At 73.6% G+C, this 19,789-nt stretch carries 14 protein-coding genes and 1 tRNA gene; 5 read left to right on the top strand and 10 right to left on the bottom strand.

The window, feature by feature from the left end:
* Window positions 1-33: 33 nt before the first annotated feature.
* Window positions 34-1,170, top strand: a complete 1,137-nt coding sequence (locus ACK2IS_RS02170; protein ID WP_409484523.1) for an 8-amino-7-oxononanoate synthase — start codon at window positions 34-36, stop codon at window positions 1,168-1,170.
* A 66-nt stretch (window positions 1,171-1,236) separates the two neighbouring features.
* On the opposite strand, the gene ACK2IS_RS02175 is transcribed toward ACK2IS_RS02170, so the two are convergent.
* Window positions 1,237-2,487 (bottom strand): AMP-binding protein, encoded by a 1,251-nt coding sequence (locus ACK2IS_RS02175; protein WP_409484524.1) that lies wholly within the window; start codon window positions 2,485-2,487, stop codon window positions 1,237-1,239.
* 211 nt (window positions 2,488-2,698) lie between these two features.
* On the opposite strand from ACK2IS_RS02175, the gene ACK2IS_RS02180 reads away from it, so the two are divergent.
* Both ACK2IS_RS02180 and ACK2IS_RS02185 read left to right on the top strand, forming a co-directional pair.
* Complete coding sequence (locus ACK2IS_RS02180; RefSeq protein WP_409484525.1) at window positions 2,699-3,967, top strand: aspartate kinase; 1,269 nt, start codon at window positions 2,699-2,701, stop codon at window positions 3,965-3,967.
* Between the two features lie 51 nt (window positions 3,968-4,018).
* The gene (locus ACK2IS_RS02185) at window positions 4,019-5,080 is read left to right on the top strand and encodes an aspartate-semialdehyde dehydrogenase (protein WP_409484526.1); all 1,062 of its coding nucleotides are present in this window, start codon (window positions 4,019-4,021) and stop codon (window positions 5,078-5,080) included.
* 96 nt (window positions 5,081-5,176) lie between these two features.
* Here the strand turns inward: ACK2IS_RS02185 and ACK2IS_RS02190 are convergent, their stop codons facing one another.
* From ACK2IS_RS02190 to ACK2IS_RS02200, 3 genes are all read right to left on the bottom strand, one after another.
* Window positions 5,177-6,355 (bottom strand): hypothetical protein, encoded by a 1,179-nt coding sequence (locus ACK2IS_RS02190; RefSeq protein ID WP_409484527.1) that lies wholly within the window; start codon window positions 6,353-6,355, stop codon window positions 5,177-5,179.
* Window positions 6,356-6,537: 182 nt separating this feature from the next.
* Window positions 6,538-7,515, bottom strand: coding sequence for an LLM class flavin-dependent oxidoreductase (locus tag ACK2IS_RS02195; protein ID WP_409484528.1), 978 nt, complete (start codon window positions 7,513-7,515; stop codon window positions 6,538-6,540).
* A 141-nt stretch (window positions 7,516-7,656) separates the two neighbouring features.
* On the bottom strand, window positions 7,657-9,579 hold the full coding sequence (locus ACK2IS_RS02200; protein WP_409484529.1) for a M14 family zinc carboxypeptidase: 1,923 nt from the start codon (window positions 9,577-9,579) through the stop codon (window positions 7,657-7,659).
* Window positions 9,580-9,773: 194 nt separating this feature from the next.
* Between ACK2IS_RS02200 and ACK2IS_RS02205 the strand changes: the two genes are divergently transcribed.
* Window positions 9,774-10,625, top strand: coding sequence for a CPBP family intramembrane glutamic endopeptidase (locus ACK2IS_RS02205; RefSeq protein ID WP_409484530.1), 852 nt, complete (start codon window positions 9,774-9,776; stop codon window positions 10,623-10,625).
* 61 nt (window positions 10,626-10,686) lie between these two features.
* Here ACK2IS_RS02205 and ACK2IS_RS02210 read toward each other — a convergent pair whose 3' ends face one another.
* The 4 genes from ACK2IS_RS02210 to ACK2IS_RS02225 form a co-directional block, all read right to left on the bottom strand.
* Window positions 10,687-14,193: a TM0106 family RecB-like putative nuclease gene (locus ACK2IS_RS02210; RefSeq protein WP_409484531.1), complete on the bottom strand. Its 3,507-nt coding sequence runs from the start codon at window positions 14,191-14,193 to the stop codon at window positions 10,687-10,689.
* A gap of 139 nt (window positions 14,194-14,332) precedes the next feature.
* Window positions 14,333-15,412 carry a threonine aldolase family protein gene (locus ACK2IS_RS02215; protein WP_409484532.1) on the bottom strand — a complete coding sequence of 360 codons (1,080 nt, stop codon included), beginning with the start codon at window positions 15,410-15,412 and terminating at the stop codon, window positions 14,333-14,335.
* Window positions 15,413-15,425: 13 nt separating this feature from the next.
* Complete coding sequence (locus ACK2IS_RS02220; protein WP_409484533.1) at window positions 15,426-16,325, bottom strand: DUF1963 domain-containing protein; 900 nt, start codon at window positions 16,323-16,325, stop codon at window positions 15,426-15,428.
* Window positions 16,326-16,495: 170 nt separating this feature from the next.
* The gene (locus tag ACK2IS_RS02225) at window positions 16,496-17,701 is read right to left on the bottom strand and encodes a globin domain-containing protein (protein WP_409484534.1); all 1,206 of its coding nucleotides are present in this window, start codon (window positions 17,699-17,701) and stop codon (window positions 16,496-16,498) included.
* Window positions 17,702-17,916: 215 nt separating this feature from the next.
* Here ACK2IS_RS02225 and ACK2IS_RS02230 point away from each other — a divergent pair, with 215 nt between their 5' ends.
* Window positions 17,917-18,561 (top strand): hypothetical protein, encoded by a 645-nt coding sequence (locus ACK2IS_RS02230; protein WP_409484535.1) that lies wholly within the window; start codon window positions 17,917-17,919, stop codon window positions 18,559-18,561.
* Window positions 18,562-18,623: 62 nt separating this feature from the next.
* Here the strand turns inward: ACK2IS_RS02230 and ACK2IS_RS02235 are convergent.
* Window positions 18,624-18,700, bottom strand: a tRNA-Pro gene (locus ACK2IS_RS02235).
* A gap of 52 nt (window positions 18,701-18,752) precedes the next feature.
* Complete coding sequence (locus ACK2IS_RS02240) at window positions 18,753-19,685, bottom strand: metallophosphoesterase (RefSeq protein WP_409484536.1); 933 nt, start codon at window positions 19,683-19,685, stop codon at window positions 18,753-18,755.
* Window positions 19,686-19,789 lie beyond the last annotated feature (104 nt).

A 19,789-nucleotide genomic window follows, 5' to 3' on the forward strand; every position in this document is an offset into this window, starting at 1 on the left:
GGCGGATCCGACTACCGGCGGTAGGTTCGAGCAATGAGCACCCCACTGCTGCGGCACCTGGCCGCCGAGGACGCACGTCGCGAGTCGCTGGGCCTGACCCGCCGGCTGCGTGATCGCGACGCCGACGACCTCGTGGACCTCGCGGGCAACGACTACCTCGGGCTGCTCCGCCACCCGCTCGTGGTGCGGGGTGCGATCGAGGCGGTCGAGGCGTATGGCGGAGGAGCGGGTGCCTCCCGGCTCGTGTCCGGCACCCTCGCGGTCCACGCCGAGCTGGAGCGCCGCCTCGCCGAGCTGACCGGGGCAGCCACCGGTCTCGCGCTCTCGACCGGCTATCACGCGAACCTGTCCGCGGTGACGGCGCTCGCCGACGCTGGCACCACGATCGTCTCGGACGCCCACGTCCACGCCTCGCTGATCGACGCCGCCCGGCTCTCGCGCGCCGCCGTCGTGGTCGCCCGCCACAACGACGTCGCCCACCTCGCCGAGCTCGTCGGCTCCGCCCGCACCGAGCGGGTGCTGGTGCTGCTGGAGTCGGTCTACTCGGTGCTGGGTGACGCCGCCCCACTCGCCGAGATTCTCACCGCCACGGCGGGATCCGGGGCCACCGTCCTCGTCGACGAGGCCCACGGGCTGGGCGTCGTGGGGGAGCGGGGCGAGGGCCTGGTGGCCTCGCTCGGGATGAAGGGTCGGGACGACGTCGTGGTCACCGCCACGCTGTCGAAGTCGCTGGCCGCCCAGGGCGGTGCGGTGCTCGGGCCCGAGGCGGTCCGCCACCACCTGGTCAACGCCGCCCGGCCTTTCATCTATGACACCGGCCTGGCCCCCGCGGCGGCCGGGGCAGCTCTCGGGGCGCTCGATGCGCTGCGCGAGGAGCCCTGGCGCCCAGGGCGGTTGCGTGAGGTCATGGCCACCGTCGCGGACGCGGTGTCGGTGCCGCGGCCGGCGGGGGCGGTGCTGAGCATCCCCATGCCGGGCCCACGGGAAGCGGTCGACGCCGTGGAGGCGGCCCGCCGCTCCGGGGTGCGGATCGGGTGCTTCCGCCCGCCGTCGAGCCCCGACGGTGAGTCCCGGCTGCGGCTGACCGGCCACGCCGACCTGACCGAAGCGCAGGTCGCGCGGGCGATCGAGGTGCTCTGCCAGGTCAGCGGGCGTCGAGCCGTCCGGTGAGCGGGGCCGTGGCCTCGCCGAGCCGTCGCGGTGCGGTGCTCCTGCGACGCGGGTCCGGCGGCCAGGTCAGCGGGCGCTGACCAGCTCGCGCGCCCGACGCCGGTCCGGCTTGCCCGGTCCCACCACGGGCAGCTCGCCCACCAGGTGCAGGGCCCGGGGGAGCGCGTGCGACGGCAGGTGGTCGGCCAGGGCCGCGCGCACGTCCGCCAGGGTGGGCAGCGCCGCTCCCGGCGGGCGCGGTCCCAGCAGGTGCGCTCCTGGCAGGTGCGCTCCCGTTCCCGGCAGTCCGCCAGGCGTCCCGCGAGGGGCTTCGCCAGGCGCCTCGCCCGCCGGGACCGCCAGCACCGCCACCGTCTCGCCCCACTCCGGGTCGGGCACTCCCACCACCATGGCCGCACCCAGTCCCGGCACCCGCGCCAGCCCCAACGCGTCCTCCACCACGACGGGCGCGACCTTGAGGCCACCGGTGTTGATCACGTCGTCGACCCGGCCGAGGATCTGGAGCGACCCGTCCGGCCGGCGCCGGGCAAGGTCGTCCGTGCGATACCACCGCACCCCCACCGTGTCCTGCGTGAACGCCTCGCAGCCCGGTCGGCCGAGATAGCCCAGCGCCACCTGCGGCCCCCCGATCCGGAGCCTGCCGTCGGGGTCGAGGTCGGCGGACAGGCCGGGCAGCAGGCGACCGTCGTACAGGCAGCCGCCGGCCGTCTCGCTGCAGCCGTAGCCGACCACGATCCGCAGTCCTAGCCGTCGCGCCAGCGCCGCATCCGCAGCCGGCAGCGGCGCCGCGCCGACGATGATCGCGTCCAGCTCCCGTGCGGCCGCGACCGCGGCGGACGACGCCAGCAGTCGCCGCAGCTGGGTGGGCACGAGCGTGCAGAAGTGCCGGGGCGCCGAGCGGTCCCGCCGCGCCCAGGCCTCCACGAAGGTCTCCGGCCCGAAGTGTCCCGGCGCCACGGCGAGGGGACTGCGCCCCGCCGCGAGGTTGCGCAGGATCACCGCGATCCCGGTGATGTGGGTGGGGGGCACCGCGAGCATCGACTGACCGGTGCCGAGCACGTCGGCGAGGCCGTGGACCGCGTGCCGCAGGGCGTCGGCGGTGAGCAGCGCCGGCTTGGGGCGGCCGGTGGTGCCGGAGGTGGCGATGACCACCGCCGTCTCCTCGGGGACCCGCACCTCCTCGGGACGGTCGAGGACCCCGGGCGCCGCCACGGCCGGGCCGGTCCCGGCCATCGCGGCCTCGAGCACGGACAGGTCGGCCACCACCTCGCGGGCGGAGGCTCCGGGGGCGGGCCAGGTGACGACAGGACGGCTCATGTCCCGAGCCTAGCGAAGGGTCCTGAACGGTGTTCAGGTGCGCCCGTCCCCGCCGGAGGCCACCGCTGCGCGGGCGCCTCGGACGGCTCCGCGGACGTCTCGCGGAGCGGCGGTGGAGATCCCGCCCCGCACCGGTCGGTAACCTGGGCCCCGCACCCCGCCTCACCCGCGGCCGTGCACCCCTCATCCCCGACGGAAGGCGATCCCACCCGTGAGCCTCGTGGTCATGAAGTTCGGCGGCTCCTCCGTGGCCGACGCGGACAGCGTCAAGCGCGTCGCGCGACGCATCGTCGAGACCAAGAAGGCCGGCAACGACGTGTGCGTGGTCGTCTCGGCCATGGGCGACACGACGGACGACCTGATCGACCTCGCCCAGCAGATCTCCCCGCTGCCGCCGCTGCGCGAGATGGACATGCTGCTCACGGCCGGGGAGCGGATCTCGATGGCGGTGATGGCCATGGCGATCGCCAACCTCGGCTTCACCGCGCAGTCGTTCACCGGCAGCCAGGCCGGCATCATCACCGACGAGCAGCACGGCAAGGCCCGGATCCTCGACGTCACCCCCGGCCGGGTCCGCGCCGCCATGGACGGCGGCCACATCGCGATCGTCGCCGGCTTCCAGGGCGTCTCGCACGAGAGCAAGAACATCACCACCCTCGGTCGTGGCGGCTCGGACACCACCGCCGTCGCCCTGGCCGCGGCGCTGCACGCAGACGTCTGCGAGATCTACTCCGACGTCGACGGCGTCTTCACCGCCGACCCGCGGATCGTCCCGTCCGCCCGCAAGATCGACCGCATCTCCAGCGAGGAGATGCTCGAGATGGCCGCCAACGGCGCCAAGATCCTCATGCTGCGGTGCGTGGAGTACGCCCGCCGCTACGACCTGCCCATCCACGTGCGGTCGTCGTTCTCCCCCAAGGAGGGCACCCTCGTCATCGACACACCCGAAGGAGAAGCCGTGGAAGCGTCCCTCATCTCCGGCGTCGCGCACGACCGCAGCGAGGCCAAGATCACCGTCGTCGGCGTCCCCGACCACCCGGGCAAGGCCGCCGAGATCTTCGAGGCGCTGTCCCAGGCCGGCGTCAACATCGACATGATCGTGCAGAACGTCTCCACCGTGCAGACGGGCCTGACCGACATCTCCTTCACCCTGCCCAAGACCGACGGCCCCACCGCCGCGCAGTTCCTCGGCCGGGTCCAGGAGCGGGTCGGCTTCGCCTCGCTGCAGTACGACGACCAGATCGGCAAGCTCTCGCTGATCGGCGCCGGGATGAAGTCCAACCCGGGGGTGTCCGCGACCTTCTTCAAGGCGCTCGCCGACGCCGGGATCAACATCGAGATGATCTCCACCTCCGAGATCCGCATCTCGGTGATCACCCGCGACGACCAGCTCGACGACGCGGTCCGCTCGGTCCACACGGCCTTCGGGCTCGACTCCTCCTCCGGCGAGGCGGTCGTGTATGGCGGCACCGGCCGCTGACCCCGGCACCCGCCGCCATACCTGAAACGCACGCAGCACAAGGAGACTGACATGAGCACTGGCGTCAACCTCGGCGTCGTCGGAGCCACCGGCCAGGTGGGCACCGTCGTCCTGCGCATCCTCGAGGAGCGCGACTTCCCGGTCGCCTCGCTGCGGCTGTTCGCCTCGGCGCGTTCCGCGGGCAGGACCTTGACCTTCAAGGGCCAGGAGATCACCGTCGAGGACGCCGCCACCGCCGACCCGAGCGGCCTGGACATCGCGATCTTCTCCGCCGGGGCGACGACCTCGAAGGCGCAGGCGCCGCGGTTCGCCGAGGCCGGTGTCGTCGTGGTCGACAACTCCTCCGGCTGGCGCAAGGACCCGCAGGTGCCGCTGGTCGTCTCCGAGGTCAACCCGCACGCGATCGCCGACCGCCCCAAGGGCATCATCGCCAACCCCAACTGCACCACCATGGCGGCGATGCCCGTGCTCAAGCCGCTGTCCGACGAGGCCGGCCTGGAGCGGCTGGTCGTGTCCAGCTACCAGGCCGTGTCCGGATCCGGTCTCGCGGGCGTCGACGAACTCGCCGGTCAGGTCCGACGCGGCACCGACGCCGGTGAGGGTGGCATCGAGGGGCTCACCCACGACGGGTCCGCGGTCGACCTGGGCGAGCCGGTGAAGTACGTCGCGCCGATCGCCTACAACGTCGTCGCGCTCGCCGGGTCCGTCGTCGACGACGGGTCCGCCGAGACCGACGAGGAGCAGAAGCTCCGCCACGAGTCCCGCAAGATCCTCGAGCTTCCCGAGCTGCGTGTCTGCGGCACCTGCGTGCGGGTGCCGGTCTTCAGCGGCCACTCGCTGTCGATCAACGCCGAGTTCGCCCGGCCGATCACCGTGGCTCGGGCGACCGAGCTGCTGTCGGCGGCGCCCGGCGTCGAGGTCGTCGACGTGCCCACCCCCCTGATGGCCGCGGGCGCCGACCCGTCGTACGTCGGGCGGATCCGGCAGGACCAGTCCGTCGACGGGGACCGTGGGCTGGTGCTGTTCATCAGCAACGACAACCTGCGCAAGGGCGCCGCGCTGAACGCCGTGCAGATCGCCGAGCTCGTCGCCCAGGAGCTCGGCAAGGCCTGAACGGTCACGCGCCCGGCGACCGACAGCCCGAGACCCGGGGTCGCGCCTCCCGAGCAGGGAGGCGCGACCCCGGGTCCGAGGTGGTGCTGCCGAGGATCAACGAGCGGTGGTGCCGCAGGTCTGGTCGACGGTGTGGGTGTCGAGGTAGCCGATGCCCTGGGGGACGGTGGCCATGACGGAGATGGCGGGTCGGCTGGTGGTGATGGTGGCGGTGGCGCCGGCGGGCATGGAGATGGTGCGGTCGGTGGTCTTGCCGTCGGGGGAGCCGAAGGAGAGCTGGACGGTGGGGTTGCCGAAGGGGTTGGTGACCAGGACCTTGTGGCAGCCGCCGGGCTTGACGACGAGCTCGTGGGGGAGCTGGACGAGCGGCTTGTCCGTGTTGCCGCCCGGCGCGGGCTTGGGGGCCGGCTTGGGAGCGGGCGCGGGCGCGGGCTTGGGGGCCGGCTTGGGAGCGGGCGCGGGCGCGGGCTTGGCGTCGCAGGTCTGGTCGACGGTGTGGGTGTCGAGGTAGCCGATGCCCTGGGGGACGGTGGCCATGACGGAGATGGCGGGTCGGCTGGTGGTGATGGTGGCGGTGGCGCCGGCGGGCATGGAGATGGTGCGGTCGGTGGTCTCGCCGTCGGGGGAGCCGAAGGAGAGCTGGACGGTGGGGTTGCCGAAGGGGTTGGTGACCAGGACCTTGTGGCAGCCGCCGGGCTTGACGACGAGCTCGTGGGGGAGCTGGACGAGCGGCTTGTCCGTGTTGCCGCCCGGCGCGGGCTTGGGGGCCGGCTTGGGAGCGGGCGCGGGCGCGGGCTTGGGGGCCGGCTTGGGAGCGGGCGCGGGCGCGGGCTTGGGGGCCGGCTTGGGCGCGGGCTTGGCGTCGCAGGTCTGGTCGACGGTGTGGGTGTCGAGGTAGCCGATGCCCTGGGGGACGGTGGCCATGACGGAGATGGCGGGTCGGCTGGTGGTGATGGTGGCGGTGGCGCCGGCGGGCATGGAGATGGTGCGGTCGGTGGTCTCGCCGTCGGGGGAGCCGAAGGAGAGCTGGACGGTGGGGTTGCCGAAGGGGTTGGTGACCAGGACCTTGTGGCAGCCGCCGGGCTTGACGACGAGCTCGTGGGGGAGCTGGACGAGCGGCTTGTCCGTGTCGGTGCCCGAGACCGCTGGCGTGACCGCAGCGACCCCACGGACCGGCTGGGCGGTGTACGCCGACGCCGTCGGCGCCTGGGGGAGAGCCAGGCAGGCAATGGCCAGGGTCGCGGACAGGACCCCGCGGACGCGATGAGCAGACATGGTTGACAGACCTTTTCGTAGAGGTGGTCGGCAGGGCGGATGACACCTACCGACGAGTACCTTAGGGGTCCGCGACACGCCGGCCCATAGCTCCAAATGACTAGGGAACCGTCCGCACCGCGCCGGGCTGCGCGCCGGCTCCGGGACGGTCCCGGACCGCACCTGCTGCGCGGGGGCCGCGGTCACAGGGCGGCGAGGATCTCCAGCGCTCGTTCGCGCCGCTCCAGCCCGGGCACCACGTTGGTGACCATGAGCTCGTCGGCACCCGAGAGCTCCTGGAAACGCTGCAGGTAGACCGCGACCTCGGTCCCGGTGCCGACCGCCGTGTGCTGCATCATGTGCCGCACCTGGGCGCCGAAAGGCGAGTCCAGGGCCAGGTCCACCTCGGCCTCGGTGAGGTCGGCTCCGCGCCGCCCGGCCATCGCGCGCACCCGCTGCCGGATGACCTGGCCGTGCGCCTCCTGGGCGGACTGCGGGTCGTCGGTCACGATCACGTTGAGCGCAGCGATGGCGCGGGGCTCGGCGAGCTGCTCGCTCGGCCGGAATCGTTCCCGGTAGGCCTGCATCGCCGGGCGCAGCTGGTCCGGGGCGAAGTGGCTGGCGAAGGCATAGGGCAGCCCGAGCGCCGCGGCCAGGTGGGCGCCGAACGTCGACGACCCGAGGATGTGGAGCGGCACCCGCGTCCCCCACCCGGGATAGGCGTGGATCCCGGGCACGGCGGTGTGCTCGCCCAGGTAGCCCTGCAGCTCCTGCACGTCCTGGGGGAAGCGGTCGGAGGCGCGCGGGTCGCGGCGCAGCGCCTGCCAGGTCTGCTGGTCGGTGCCGGGGGCCCGGCCGAGACCGAGGTCGACCCGGTCGGGATACAGCTCGGCGAGGGTGCCGAACTGCTCGGCGATCACCAGCGGGGAGTGGTTGGGGAGCATCACGCCGCCCGCCCCGACCCGGATGGTCCGGGTCGCGGCGAGCACCTGCCCGATCAGCACGCTCGTGGCGGCCGAGGCGATGGTGCGCATGTTGTGGTGCTCGGCATACCAGAGCCGTTCGAAGCCGCCCAGCTCATCCGCCTTGCGCGCCAACGCGATCGACTCCTGCAACGCCTCCCGAGTGCTCTGGCCGGGCGCCACGTGGGCGAGGTCGAGGATCGACAGGGGGATGCTCATCGGGTCTCCGGGGTCGTATGGCGGGAGGGGCTCCCCGGCGACAACCGCGTCCCGCACGCCGGTGTTCCCTCCGGTCCCGACGACGGACGGCCCGGCCGTTCGTGTCGAGGGCCGGGCCGTCCGCAGTGGTCGCTCAGCGGGTCACCGGACCGTGACGTCGTCGATGACGAAGGAGGTCTGGTTGACGGAGTCCTCGGTGGCGGCGAACTTCAGGGTGACGGTCTTGCCGGCGTAGGCGGTCAGGTCGACGGTCTTGGTGACGTAGCCGTTGGTCTTGTCCAGGTTGGAGTAGGACGCGACGGTGGTGCCGTCGATGGAGACGGTGGCCTTGTCGTACTTGCTGTAGGAGCTGGTCTCGGCGGTGTCGATGGCGATCCAGTAGGTCAGCGTGGGGGTGCCGGTGGGGACGGTGATGGTCTGCTGGGCGTACTCGCTGGTGGTCTTGCCGTTGCCGCCGAGCCACAGCTTCCAGGTGCCGGTGCGGGCCTTGCGGCCGGTGTTGTCGGTGATCACGCCGCTGGAGCCGGTCCACCCGGTGCGACCCTGCTCGAAGCCGCCGTTGACGATCACGTCGCCTCCGGGCTGCGGGGTCGGGGTCGACGTGGGCGTGGCCGTCGGTGTCGAGGTGGGCGTCGCGGTGGGCGTGGCCGTGGGGGTGCTGGTTTGCGTGGGCGTCGGCGTGCTGGTCGGCGTCGGCGTGGGCGTCTGCTTGCAGTACGTCGCCTCCTTGCCGGTCAGCCGGTACTGGCAGTCGGCCAGCTCGAGGAAGGTCAGCAGCGCCTCACGGTTGCGGGTGGTCTCGCGGCCGATCACGCTCGCCGGCGGGTAGAAACCGCCACCGGAGGAGCCCTTGGGGTACATCTCCATGCCGATGGTGGGGATCTGCTGGTCACCCCACACCCAGTCCATCGAGTCGCCGTCGGTGATGTAGAGCTCGGAGCTCTGGCCCGGCTTGTAGGTGTTGGACTGCGCGAGCTTCGTGCCCAGCGCGACGTGCATGTCGTACTGGTCCTGCGTCATGTTGGTCGTGACCGCGTCGTTCGTGTGTCCGAAGGGCCACATGATCAGCTCGCTGAAGGTGTGGATGTCCATGTAGGCCTTGATCTGCTGCACCCCACCGACGCGGCGGCTCTTGATGAAGTCGGCGACGGCCTTGGTCTCCGGCGCGGCGAAGGCGGACGGCCCGCGGTAGGTCCCGGACGAGGGGGTGCCGGAGGAGCCGTTGCAGCAGCCCCACTTGTAGCCCCAGTTGCGGTTGGGGTCGATGCCGATCGTGCCGTCGGCGTTCTTGGTGCGGTTCTTGCGCCAGGACTGGTACTTGCCGCCGGAGATGTCGTACGTCGAGCCGTCGGGGTTCATCATCGGCAGCACCCAGATCACCCGGGTGTCCATGATCTTCTTGATCCGGTCGTCCGTCGCGTACTTCTGGGTGAGCTCGTCGATCAGGTAGAGGCACTGCTCGGTGGTGAGGTGCTCGCGGGCGTGCTGGTTGCAGGTGATGACGACCTCGGGAGCCCCGGCGCCGCCCTTGCCGAGCCTGAGCATCCGCAGGTCGCGGTTCTCGGTGCTGCTGCCGATGGACTTGATGCTCGCCAGCTCGGGATGGCTCGAGACGGTCCTGTCCATGGCCGACAGCGTCTCGGCGTAGGTGTGATATGCCTCGTCGCCCGCGGGGAAGTCACCCGCCGCCTGGACCGCGACGCCCTTGGCCCGGCGCTGGGCGGCGATCGCAGCCACCCGCTCGTTGGCCCGGTCCGCGGACGAGGTGGTCGGCGTGAGCGTCAGGCCCATGCCGCGCAGCACGGCGAGCTCGGCCGGGGAGCCGGCCACCGTGGCGGTGTCGCCCACGGGGCCCTGCACGTCCACGCCGGAGCGGGACAGGCCGGCGCGCAGCGCGGTGCGATCACCGCTGACGAGATAGGTGGCCGGGGCCTGCGACGTGGCGACCGGGTGGGGGGAGCCGGTCTCCTGGGCGAGCGGCAGGGCGGCGGCGCTGCCGGCGGCGAGCAGGCCGGCGCTGCCGGCGAGGGCCAGGACGAGCAGGGCGGGGCGGGGGTAGGTCATGACGGGTCCTTCGACGCAGTGCTGGGAGGAGCCAGACGTTATCCCCCGTATGGAGCAGCGACAAGAGTCTGCGGCGATTCGAGCGCGATCAGCGGCGCCTCGATCTCGGAGCGCCCCTGGTGGGTGGACGAGGTGGCACCCCGCCACGGTCACTCAGAGTAGGGTTGCCCGTAACGATCGTGAAGGGACACCTGATGGCCGACACCCCGCCCCTGATCCCGCCTGCCGACCCGCCGCACGCATTGCGTTCCCCCCGGACCCGGGTGGCGGTGGGCTTCGGTATGGCGATCCTCGGGCTGGTCGCCGGAGCCCTCGTCGCACGGCCGGTCGGTGACCAGTCCTGGGCCTCGGCGGTGCAGCACCTGGTGGCCGCGGTGCTGGGAGTCGGGCTCCTGGCGCGGCTCGGCCAGGGCTCGTGGCTGACCCGCACCGCGGGGGTCGGCCGCGCGTGGCGAGCGGGCTGGGGGCTGCTGGCGGTCGGTCTGGTCGCCGGGGCCTTCACCCTGCTGGGCGTGACCACGGGGCTCACCCGGCCGCCGGTGCACCGGTGGCCGGCCATGGTCCTGAACGCGGCTGCCACCGGGGTCGCCGAGGAGACGCTCTTCCGCGGGGTGGTGCTCGTCGCCCTGCTGGAGCGGGCGGGCGTCCTGGGGCGGGGACGTGTCGACCTGCCGCGCGCGACGACCCCCGTGCTGCAGTCGGCTGCGATCTTCGGGGTGTTCCACCTGGTGAACCTCACCGGGACCCCGGACCGGCCGGTGGCCGTGCTCACCCAGGTCGGCTACACCGCCCTGGTCGGCGTCCTGCTGGGGGCGGTCCTCGTGCGGACGGGCAGCCTGCTCGGGGTCGCGGTGCTGCACGCGGTCTTCGACCTGATCGGCGACGTGGGGGACGCACTGGCCGGCGGGGGTGCGGAGCCGGCCGCGGGCGACCTGCCCTGGGCGGGCGCAGTGATCACCCTGCTCCTGGTGCTGCCCTGCCTGCCCCTCGGGCTGCGGCTGCTGCGGCGAGGCCCGGAAGCGCAGGCCGCGGTGCCTCCGGACTGAGTCGCGTCGGCGGCGGGCACCCGGCGCCCCCGCGCCGCGGCGCCCGGACGACGCGGCCGACTCAGGCCGACGGCCTGCTCCCGGACTCGCACAGCCGGATGAAGCCGCCCAGCTGCAGCAGCTGCTCGGGTGTCGTGGGGGTGAGCGACGTGAGGTTGGCCGAGCGGATCACCACCGCGAGCCACTGGGCCCGGCTGATGGCGACGTTGAGGCGGTTGCGGTCGAGCAGGAAGTCCGCCCCGCGCGGCAGGTCGGCCAGCGCCGACGCGGTCATCGACATGATCGCCACCGGAGCCTCCTGCCCCTGGAAGAGGTCGACCGTGCCCACGCGCACGTCCCGCAGCCCGGCCCGGTCCAGGGCGGCGCGGATGGTCCCGACCTGTGCGTTGTACGGCGCCACGACCACGAAGCCGTCCTCCGCCAGCGGGGTCGCCGGGGCAGCCGGCGCAGGCCGCCAGGGCCGGCCCAGCAGGGAGCGCACCACCCGCACGACCTCGTCGGCCTCCTCGACCGAGGCGACGGCGTTGTCGTGATGGTCGACGGTCACGACCCGCAGGCCGGGCTCGACGCCCTCCAGCGACCGGCCCAGCGTGGCCGCCTCCTGCGAGCGCAGCCGTCCGGCGTACGACAGGTGGGATACGGGCTCGCAGACGGCGGGGTGCATCCGCCAGGTCTGCTCCAGGAAGTAGCCCAGCTCGGGCGGTAGCGTGTCGTGGCCGGCGGACAGCCAGCCGAGGGCCGACTCGTCGATCGGCTCGGGGTGGATGCCCTGGGAGACCTGGGGCAGCTGCTGCGGATCGCCCAGGAGCAGCAGCCGCCGGGCGGCCCGGGCGACGGCGAGGGTGTTGGCGAGGCAGTACTGCCCCGCCTCGTCCACCACCAGCAGGTCGAGCTCGCCCTCGTCGACGGCGTTGACATTGCAGTAGTCCCACATGGTCCCGCCGATCACGCAGCCCGCCGAGGCGTCACGGTGCTCGTCGAGGAAGGCCCTCAGGGCGCGCGGGTCCTTCAGCGGAGTCCAGGGGGCGTCCTCCTGGCGGGTCTTGGTCTTGCCGACCTGGCTCGCGTCGACGCCGACGGCGACCACCCGGTCCAGGACGTTCTCGACGACGGCGTGGGACTGGGCGACGACGCCGATCCGCCAGCCGAGCCGGACGAGGGCGGCGATCACCCGCGACGCGACATAGGTCTTGCCGGTCCCGGGCGGACCCTGCACGGCGAGATAGCTGTGCTCGAGCGCCTGCACGGCCGTGGTGATCGCGGCGACCGCATCACCGTCCACGACCGGGGGCAGGGCGTCGAGCCCGCTCAGGCGCGGCGGGCGGCGGCGCAGGATCTCGATGCCGGGGTGCTCGGGCAGCCCCTCGCGCCGCACCCGCTGGGCGAGGTCGAGCAGGGCCTCCTGCACGGCCTTGACCGGCGGCGGGGGGCCGACGGTGAGGGCGACCGGCAGCTCGTCGTACGCCTCGCAGCCCTTGGCCAGCCGCTCCTGCAGGGTCAGCCGCACCCGACCACCCGCCACCGGCTCGGCCTCGGTGACGGTCAGCGCGGAGGTGGCTCCCATGGCCTCCGGGGTCGGCTGCGGCAGCCCGTCGGGGACGGGCGGGGGATAGAGCAGGTAGCCGCTCGCGTCCTGCCTGAAGGGCATCCCCGGCTCGTGGCGGCCCACCGCGGACAGCACGCGGCGCAGCGAGCGCTTGCCCGGGGGCCTGCCCCAGTCCTCGACCACCTCGACCCGGTCCACCACGAAGGCGTCCCGGGAGACCGGCCAGTCGGCCGGCGGCGACTGGAGCCGGTCGTAGTGCGCCCACCAGAAGGGCTTGCCCTCACGCTGGTGATAGCCCACCGCCGCGCCGACGAGCGCGATCGCGTGGTCGTCGGCGCTGCGGTCCTCGGCAGGCCCCGCCAGGGCGGCCAGCGCCTCGGCCACCTGCGTGCGCGGGTCCACGAGCGTGTCGTCCTCGTCCTCGGGCAGCTCCTCCGGCCGGCGGGGCTCCCGCGCGGCGACCCCCGCGTCGCGCATCAGCGCGAGCAGCCAGTCCCGCAGCCGCAGCGTCGACACGCAGTCGTACTTGTTGTAGTCCGCGATCGCCTGCAGCAGCCGGTCGGCCTCGGCCTGGTCGCCGCGGGCCCGCGCCTCGCACCACTTGTGGTACTCCACGATGGAGTCGCCCGCCGTCGTCACGTCACCACCGCGCAGCTGGTCGCCCATGTAGAGCGGCTCGAGCTTCTTGATCGAGTAGGACGGCTGGGACACCCGGATGGAGCGTTTGACCACCTGGTAGAGATCGACCAGGACACCCTCGCGCAGCAGCCGGTCCACCGACTCCTCACCCGCCCCGTGCCGGCCGGCGAGCTTGAGGAGAGCGGTCCGCTCGTAGGGCGCGTAGTGGTAGATGTGCAGGCCGGGATGGCGGGCCCGGCGCTCCTCGACGTACGCGAGGAAGGCGAGGAGGGCGGCCTTCTCCTGGGCGCGGTCGTGCGCCCAGAAGGGTCGGAAGGTGCCGTCCGTCTCGACCACGCCGAAGAGGTACTCCAGGCCCTGGGCGTCGGTCTCGTCCCCGGCCCACAGCGGGTCGCCCTCGAAGTCGAAGAAGATGTCGCCCTCGTCGGGGGCCGGGATCGCGCGGATCGCCTCCGGCGTGTGCACCCCGACCGAGATCTGCCCCGCCGAGCCGTCCGGGGGCGACTGCAGCACCTGGAGGCGGGCCTGGGCCTGGAGCTTGTCGAGCGTCGCCCGACCCAGCCCCTCGACCGGCCCCTCGTGGCGGGCCAGGTCGTCGATGGTCCGCACCCCGGCCGCCAGCAGCCGCTTGCGCTGCGTCGCCCGCACCCCGGCCACGAGCAGCACGTCCCGGTGCGCGGCGACCTCGGTCGAGCAGACCTCGCAGCTGCCGCAGGCGCTCACGCCCGGCTCGCCCCAGGCCAGCGGCGCGTCGGCGGCCACCCGGTCGGCCACGAGCCCGAGCAGGTGGCGCCGCCGCTCGGCATACACCGCCAGGATCTCGGCCACGGGATAGGTGGGCCGGGAACGGTCACCCAGCACCAGGGTCACCCGGTCCGTCGGGTCGACGCCCCCGCGCCGGAGCTGGTCGGCGTAGGCCGCGAGCTGCAGCAGGGCCGTCACCTTGGCGTGCCGGGCGAGCTTGATGTCGTGCACCTCGTAGGCCGGACGGTCCGGCCGCCACCCGTCCGCCCGGACCAGGAAGTCGGCGAAGCCCATCAGCTCGCCGTCGTAGAAGCAGCCCTGGTAGACCACGGGCACGCCCTCGTGCATCGCCGCGAAGGTCGCCTCCCGGGCCTGGACCAGCTCCTCGTGCGTCGGCCGGGGGCGCGGGATCTCGCGCACCCCCGCCGCGCCGTGCAGCCGCCGCCAGCGCTCCAGCTCCAGCTGCTCGTGAGCATCGCCGAGCCGCGCGAGCTGGGCCAGCATCGGATCGGGGACGGCCTCGGGAGCGGGCAGCCGACCGAGCCGCACGTCCAGGTCCCGCAGCAGCGCCAGCTCGCAGGCCGAGGCCCGCGTGAGGTCGGTGGCGCTGATCACGAAGCGGTCGTCGATCCGGTGCATGAGCCCTCCCAGGTCCGTGGTCCGCACCCTAGCGAGCCGGACCGACAGACCCCGGGCGGCAGGTCCGGGTCTCACCTTCGGGCGCGCGTCCCACCGCGCCGCGCGGATCTGGCGCTGCCGCCGGGTCGGCGGCCGGGCCTCAGGGGAGCAGCCGCGCCAGCAGGTCCGCCGCCTCCGCCACCGGGCGGGTCGCCAGGTGGGCGGTCACCGTGATCTCCGTCCACGACCAGCCGGGCACGTCGGCAGCGCGCCACCGGTCGGGCACCAGGACCTTGGTCTCCTCCATCACCGCGGCCGCCCGCTCGCGCACCTCGTCCGGTGCGCCCGGCACCCACGCGCGGAAGGCCGGCGAGCGCACGTCCTGCGGCCGGGTGAGCACCCCCCGGTCGCCCAGCGCGACGGCGAGCTCCTTGGCGTACGAGTGCAGCTCGCCCATCCGCGGCAGCAGCGTGTCCAGCCCGTGCAGCGCGGCCAGCGCCAGGGGGTATGCCGTGAAGATCGTCCCGCCCAGCCGCCGGCGCCACAGCCGCAGCTCGTCAGCGACGTCCTCGTCGCAGCCGACCGCCGCGCCCGCCATCCCGCCCAGGCCCTTGTAGAACGAGACATAGGTGGAGTGGGCCAGCGCGGCCAGGTCGCTCGGCTCGCAGCCCAGACCCGCCGCGGCCTCCCACAGCCGGGCGCCGTCCAGGTGCAGGGCGATCGAGCGCTCGCGGCAGGCGGCGGAGAGCATCCGCAGCTCGTCGAGATCCGGCACCAGATAGCCGCCGTCGCGCAGCGGCACCTCGACGAGGACCGCGGCCACGTGGCCGGGCACCGCCCGCACGTCCTCGGCCGTGGGCGTCCGCGCGCCGGTCGTCAGGTGCACCACCTCCAGGTCGTGCAGCAGCCGCGGCCCGTCCTCCTCGTGGACGAGCAGGTGGGACAGGTCCGGCAGCGCCACCCGGCGGCTCCCGGTGCGGTCGCACCAGATCCGCAGGGCGGCCTGCTGCGCCATGATCCCGGAGAGGAAGAACACCGCCGTGTCGGTGCCCAGCAGCTGCGCGACCCGCCGCTCCAGCTCGGCGACCGGGCCGCCGTCGCCGTACACGTCACGGTCGCAGGAGTCCGCCTCGGGCAGCGCGGCGAGCGCGCGCAGCTCCTCGGCCATCGTGGTGGGCGGGTGGGCGAGCGCGTCGGTGCAGGCGGTGCGGGCCGCGGCCACGCGTTCGTCGAGAGTCATCAGGTGCTCCTCGTCAGTAGTTCTGCCAGGTGAAGGCGGACTCGTCGCCCTTGGTGAGCCAGTAGAGGCTGCCCAGGTCGCCCCACAGCATGTCGGCCCGGTCGTCGGACCCGATCTGCAGCAAGGGTTCCCAACCGGCGGGGTCGTCGTCGGTCCAGGTCGCGGCCTCCTCCCGGACGTCGCCCGAGACGTCCCGGCTCCACCCGCCGAGCTGGTGCAGGACGCCCTCGTCGTCGCCCATGGCGGCCAGCTCGAGCTCCTCGTCGTACAGCTCGTCGTCGAGGTCGTCCCCCGTGAAGCCGAGGATCGGTCCGGCCTCGGGCACGTCCCACGGCCAGGTCGTGACCTGTCGGCCCGTCAGCGGTATGCCGGGATACTCGGTCGCCCCCGGCGCGGGCGTCTCCACGTCCCGCGGACCCGCTGCCGGCAGGTGCAGCAGCCGCGCGCCCGGACGGGAGGACGGATCCCACGACCAGACGAGGCCGTCGAGGTCCTCGGGCTCCCCGTAGCAGAACGCGAGGTAGCGCCCCGTCGTGGGCAGCTCGCGTCCGGCGTCCAGCCCGCAGGCGTGCACCGCGTCCAGGTCGACCTCGGCGACCAGGCTGAGCGGACCATGCCCCTCCCACGCCGGCCACGCGAAGTCGGCCGGCACCCGTGGGCGACCACCGAGGCGGGCTACCACGGGCTCGTCGTCACGGGCGGGCACCAGGCGGATCGCCGGGCGCCACAAGGCGATCCACCGCTCGGCGCGGTCCGCCCCGAGCCGTTCGCGAGCGAGAGCGGCCAGCGCCTCGGCGCCGTCCCCCTCCGCGCGGAAGCGCTCGTCCGCCTCGTCCTGCGCCGGGGACAAGCCTGCGTCCTCGTCCTGCGAGGGCCCGCCCTCGGCGGGGTCGGCGCTGCCGTGGATCGTCATGGGGCCATCATCGCTGCCCGCGGACGGGCGGGCGCACCGGGGCAGGTGCCTTCCCCCGGTGCGCCGGCCAGGAGGGGGGCTCGGGCCTGCTCGCCCCGCGCCCGCCCGACAGCGGCCGGACGGGAGCGGAGATCCTCCACGCGGGGTCGACGGGCGTCGGCGCGACCCGGTCAGGCGACGTCGGCGGCGTCGGGGTTCTGCGCCCACAGGTCGGGGCCGAAGACCTCGTAGCCGATGTCCGACGCGGGCACGCCCTTGTCGATGAGCTGACGGCGCATGGCCTGCATGAAGGGCAGTGGCCCGCACATGAACACCTTGGCGCCCGAGGGGATCTCGACGTCGGTCAGGTCCATGAGGCCATCTCGGGCGGGAGCCTGCGCGCCGGTCTCGTACCAGATCTGCGTCCGGACGTCGGACATCTTCTCGGCATGCTCGCGCAGCGTCGTGAAGAGCGCGTGCGTGTCCTGGCCCTTGTCCGCGTGGAAGGCGCGCACGGTGCGGCCCGGCTGGCGCTGCGACAGGTCCTCCATGATCGCCGCCATCGGGGTGATGCCGATGCCCGCGGAGACCAGCACCAGCGGGGCGTCGGTGTCGTCCAGGACCACGTCGCCCGAGGGCAGGGAGACGTCCAGGACCGCGCCCACCTGCGCGTGCTCGGCCAGCCAGGTGGAGACCTGGCCGTCCGGGACGCCCTCGGCGCCGGTGACCCGCTTGATGGTCAGGCGGAAGGCGGTGCCGCCGGGCACGCCGGAGATGGTGTACTGCCGCGGCTGTCGCTCGCCACCGGGCAGGTCGACGCCGAGCGCGACGTACTGGCCGGTGCGGTGGGCGGGCAGCTCGCCCTCCTGCGGGCGGATGACCAGCGAGAACGCGTCCTGACCCTCCTCGGTGCGCTCCTGGACCACGTACCTGCGCCAGGGCTGCTCGGGGTCGACCCCGCCCAGGGCGTAGAGCCTGGCCTCCTCGGCGATCAGCTGGCAGGCGAACAGCCAGTAGACCTCGTCCCAGGCGGCGGCGATCTCGGGGGTGACCGCGTCGCCGAGGACGTCGCCGATGGCCCACATCAGGTGGTGACCGACGATGGTGTACTCCGTCGCCTTGATGCCCAGCGACACGTGCTTGTGGGCGATGCGGCGCATGACCGGCCTGAAGTCGGGCGCGTCCGGGTCGATGAGGTTGACGGCGTACGCCACGACCGAGGCGGCCAGTGCCTTGGGCTGCTCGCCGACGGCCTGGTTGGCCTTGTTGAAGACCCGCATCAGCTCGGGGTGCGCCGCGAACATGTGGGGGTAGAAGCGGCTGGTGATGGTCTCGGCGTGGGCGGCGACGACGCCGGCGGTGGCCTTGACGACCTCGGTGGACTCGGGTGACAGCACGGGGACTCCTTCGCAGGGTGCCATTAGCAGGATTTAGAGGATCCGCGGTCACGATAGCGCGGCCGGCTGGACATGCCTACCGCGGGCCTGGGTGCCGGCATGCGGTATCCCGTGGGGTGCCGGGGACCTCGACCTGGGGGTGCGTCCGCCGCCGGGGCCCTGGCCTCCCGCACGCCGCCGCGCGAAAGTGCTTGTCATCCGGGCAGACTGGGGCAATGACCTGCTGGGACGACCATCCGGACGTGATCCGCCTGCGGACTGCCCGCCCCTCGCGCACCGCCGACCGGGTCGCGGCCGTCTGCCACCCCGGCTGGTGCGTGTCCGCGACGCTGCTGCTCGTCTCGGTCCGCTCCGGCCGGCCCTGGTGGCAGGGGCTGCTGTGGGCCGCGCTGGCCGTCGCGGTCTGTGTCGCGCTGCCCCTGCTGTGGCTGCGGGCCCAGGTGCGGGCCGGTGCGGTCCTCGACCACCAGCTCGTCGTCCGCGAGCAGCGAGGCGGTCCGCTGCTGGCGGCCGCGGCCTTCGTCGTCGGCGGGCTCACCCTGCTGTGGCTGCTCGGGGCACCCGCTCCCGTCGTGGCTCTCGTCCTCGCCATCCTGGCCGGGCTGACCGCCATGAGCGTCGTGTCCCGCTGGCACAAGGCGTCCTTCCACGTCGGAGCCCTCGCCGGCATGACCTGCGTGCTGGCGCAGACCCTCGGGCGACCGGCCCTGCTGGTGCTCGTGCCCGCGCTCGGCCTGTGCGCGTGGGCACGGGTGCGGGCCGGGCGGCACACGACGCTGCAGGTGCTCGTGGGGCTGGTGGTCGGCGCGGTCGCGACGGGCCTGGCCTACGCCCGGGCGATGGAGGGTCTGGCCGGGTGACCGGGTCCGGGGACAGCAGCAGACCGGCCCGGACCCTCAGGTCCGAGCCGGTCTGCTTCATCTGGTCGGGGTGACAGGATTTGAACCTGCGGCCTCGTCGTCCCGAACGACGCGCGCTACCAAGCTGCGCCACACCCCGTGATGACTGACCGAGAATAGCCGACAAGAGCCCTCGGCCACCAATCCGCCGGTCAGGAGCGTGCGACCAGCGTCAGCAGGGTCGCCTCCGGGCGGCAGGCCAGGCGCACCGGGGCGTACGGCGAGGTGCCCAGACCGGCCGACACGTGCAGCCACGCCGCCTCGTCCGGCGCCTGGGCGTCGGGGGCGTTGTCGCACCCGTCCCACCAGCGCGAGAGGCCCTTGACCCGCTTGCGCCCGAGGTCGCAGTTGGTCGCCAGCGCGCCGTAGAACGGGACGCACACCTGGCCGCCGTGGGTGTGCCCGGCGATGACCAGCGCGGCCCCGTCCCGGGTGAAGGCGTCCAGCACCCGCAGGTAGGGCGCGTGCGCCACCGCGACGGTGAGGTCGGCCGCCGGGTCCGCGGCGCCCGCCACCTCGGCATACGCGTCCCGGGCGATGTGCGGGTCGTCCACGCCGACCAGCTCCAGCTCGCGTCCGGCGACGGTGAGCGCGCCGCGGCGGTTGTTGAGGTTGACCCACCCGGCGGTCTCGAAGCCGGCGATCAGGTCGCCGGTCGGCAGCGCCCGCCGCTCGCCGGTGGACCGGGCGTAGTCGGCCGTGAGGTAGCGCAGCGGATTCTTCGGCCGGGGGGCGAGGTAGTCGTTGCTGCCCATGACGAAGGCCCCCGGCAGGCCGAGGAAGGGCTCCATCGCCCGCATCGCGAGCGGCACCGCCTCCTGGTGGGCGAGGTTGTCGCCGGTGTTCACCACGAGGTCCGGCTCGAGCCGGGCCAGGTCGCGGATCCACCCGATCTTGCGCTCCTGCCCGGGCACCAGGTGCATGTCCGACAGGTGCAGGACCGTGAGCGGGTCCTGCCCGGCAGGCAGCACCGGCGCTGTCACCCGGCGCAGCGTGAAGGCCTGCCGCTCGATCAGGGAGGCGTAGGCGACGGTGGCGGCCCCGGCCGCCGTGAGTCCGGTGAGGGTGCGTGCGAGAGTGTTCATCACCCCCATGCTCGCAGACGCCGCGCTCGGGCGGTGGTCCCCGGGCACCGGTGCCGGGACGACGACGCCGGGCCCCGGACCGGGTGGTCCGGGGCCCGGCGGTC

It is taken from the genome of Arsenicicoccus dermatophilus (assembly GCF_046267915.1).
Lineage (GTDB): Bacteria > Actinomycetota > Actinomycetes > Actinomycetales > Dermatophilaceae > Arsenicicoccus > Arsenicicoccus dermatophilus_A.

Bases quoted from the DNA above. Each gene is read 5' to 3' on its own strand.
- ACK2IS_RS02220 (WP_409484533.1), bottom strand. From the start codon at position 16,325: ATGACGATCCACGGCAGCGCCGACCCCGCCGAGGGCGGGCCCTCGCAG.
- ACK2IS_RS02230 (WP_409484535.1), top strand. From the start codon at position 17,917: ATGACCTGCTGGGACGACCATCCGGACGTGATCCGCCTGCGGACTGCC.
- ACK2IS_RS02190 (WP_409484527.1), bottom strand. From the start codon at position 6,355: ATGTCTGCTCATCGCGTCCGCGGGGTCCTGTCCGCGACCCTGGCCATT.
- ACK2IS_RS02200 (WP_409484529.1), bottom strand. From the start codon at position 9,579: ATGACCTACCCCCGCCCCGCCCTGCTCGTCCTGGCCCTCGCCGGCAGC.
- ACK2IS_RS02195 (WP_409484528.1), bottom strand. From the start codon at position 7,515: ATGAGCATCCCCCTGTCGATCCTCGACCTCGCCCACGTGGCGCCCGGC.
- ACK2IS_RS02170 (WP_409484523.1), top strand. From the start codon at position 34: ATGAGCACCCCACTGCTGCGGCACCTGGCCGCCGAGGACGCACGTCGC.
- ACK2IS_RS02175 (WP_409484524.1), bottom strand. From the start codon at position 2,487: ATGAGCCGTCCTGTCGTCACCTGGCCCGCCCCCGGAGCCTCCGCCCGC.
- ACK2IS_RS02240 (WP_409484536.1), bottom strand. From the start codon at position 19,685: ATGAACACTCTCGCACGCACCCTCACCGGACTCACGGCGGCCGGGGCC.
- ACK2IS_RS02185 (WP_409484526.1), top strand. From the start codon at position 4,019: ATGAGCACTGGCGTCAACCTCGGCGTCGTCGGAGCCACCGGCCAGGTG.
- ACK2IS_RS02205 (WP_409484530.1), top strand. From the start codon at position 9,774: ATGGCCGACACCCCGCCCCTGATCCCGCCTGCCGACCCGCCGCACGCA.
- ACK2IS_RS02215 (WP_409484532.1), bottom strand. From the start codon at position 15,412: ATGACTCTCGACGAACGCGTGGCCGCGGCCCGCACCGCCTGCACCGAC.
- ACK2IS_RS02210 (WP_409484531.1), bottom strand. From the start codon at position 14,193: ATGCACCGGATCGACGACCGCTTCGTGATCAGCGCCACCGACCTCACG.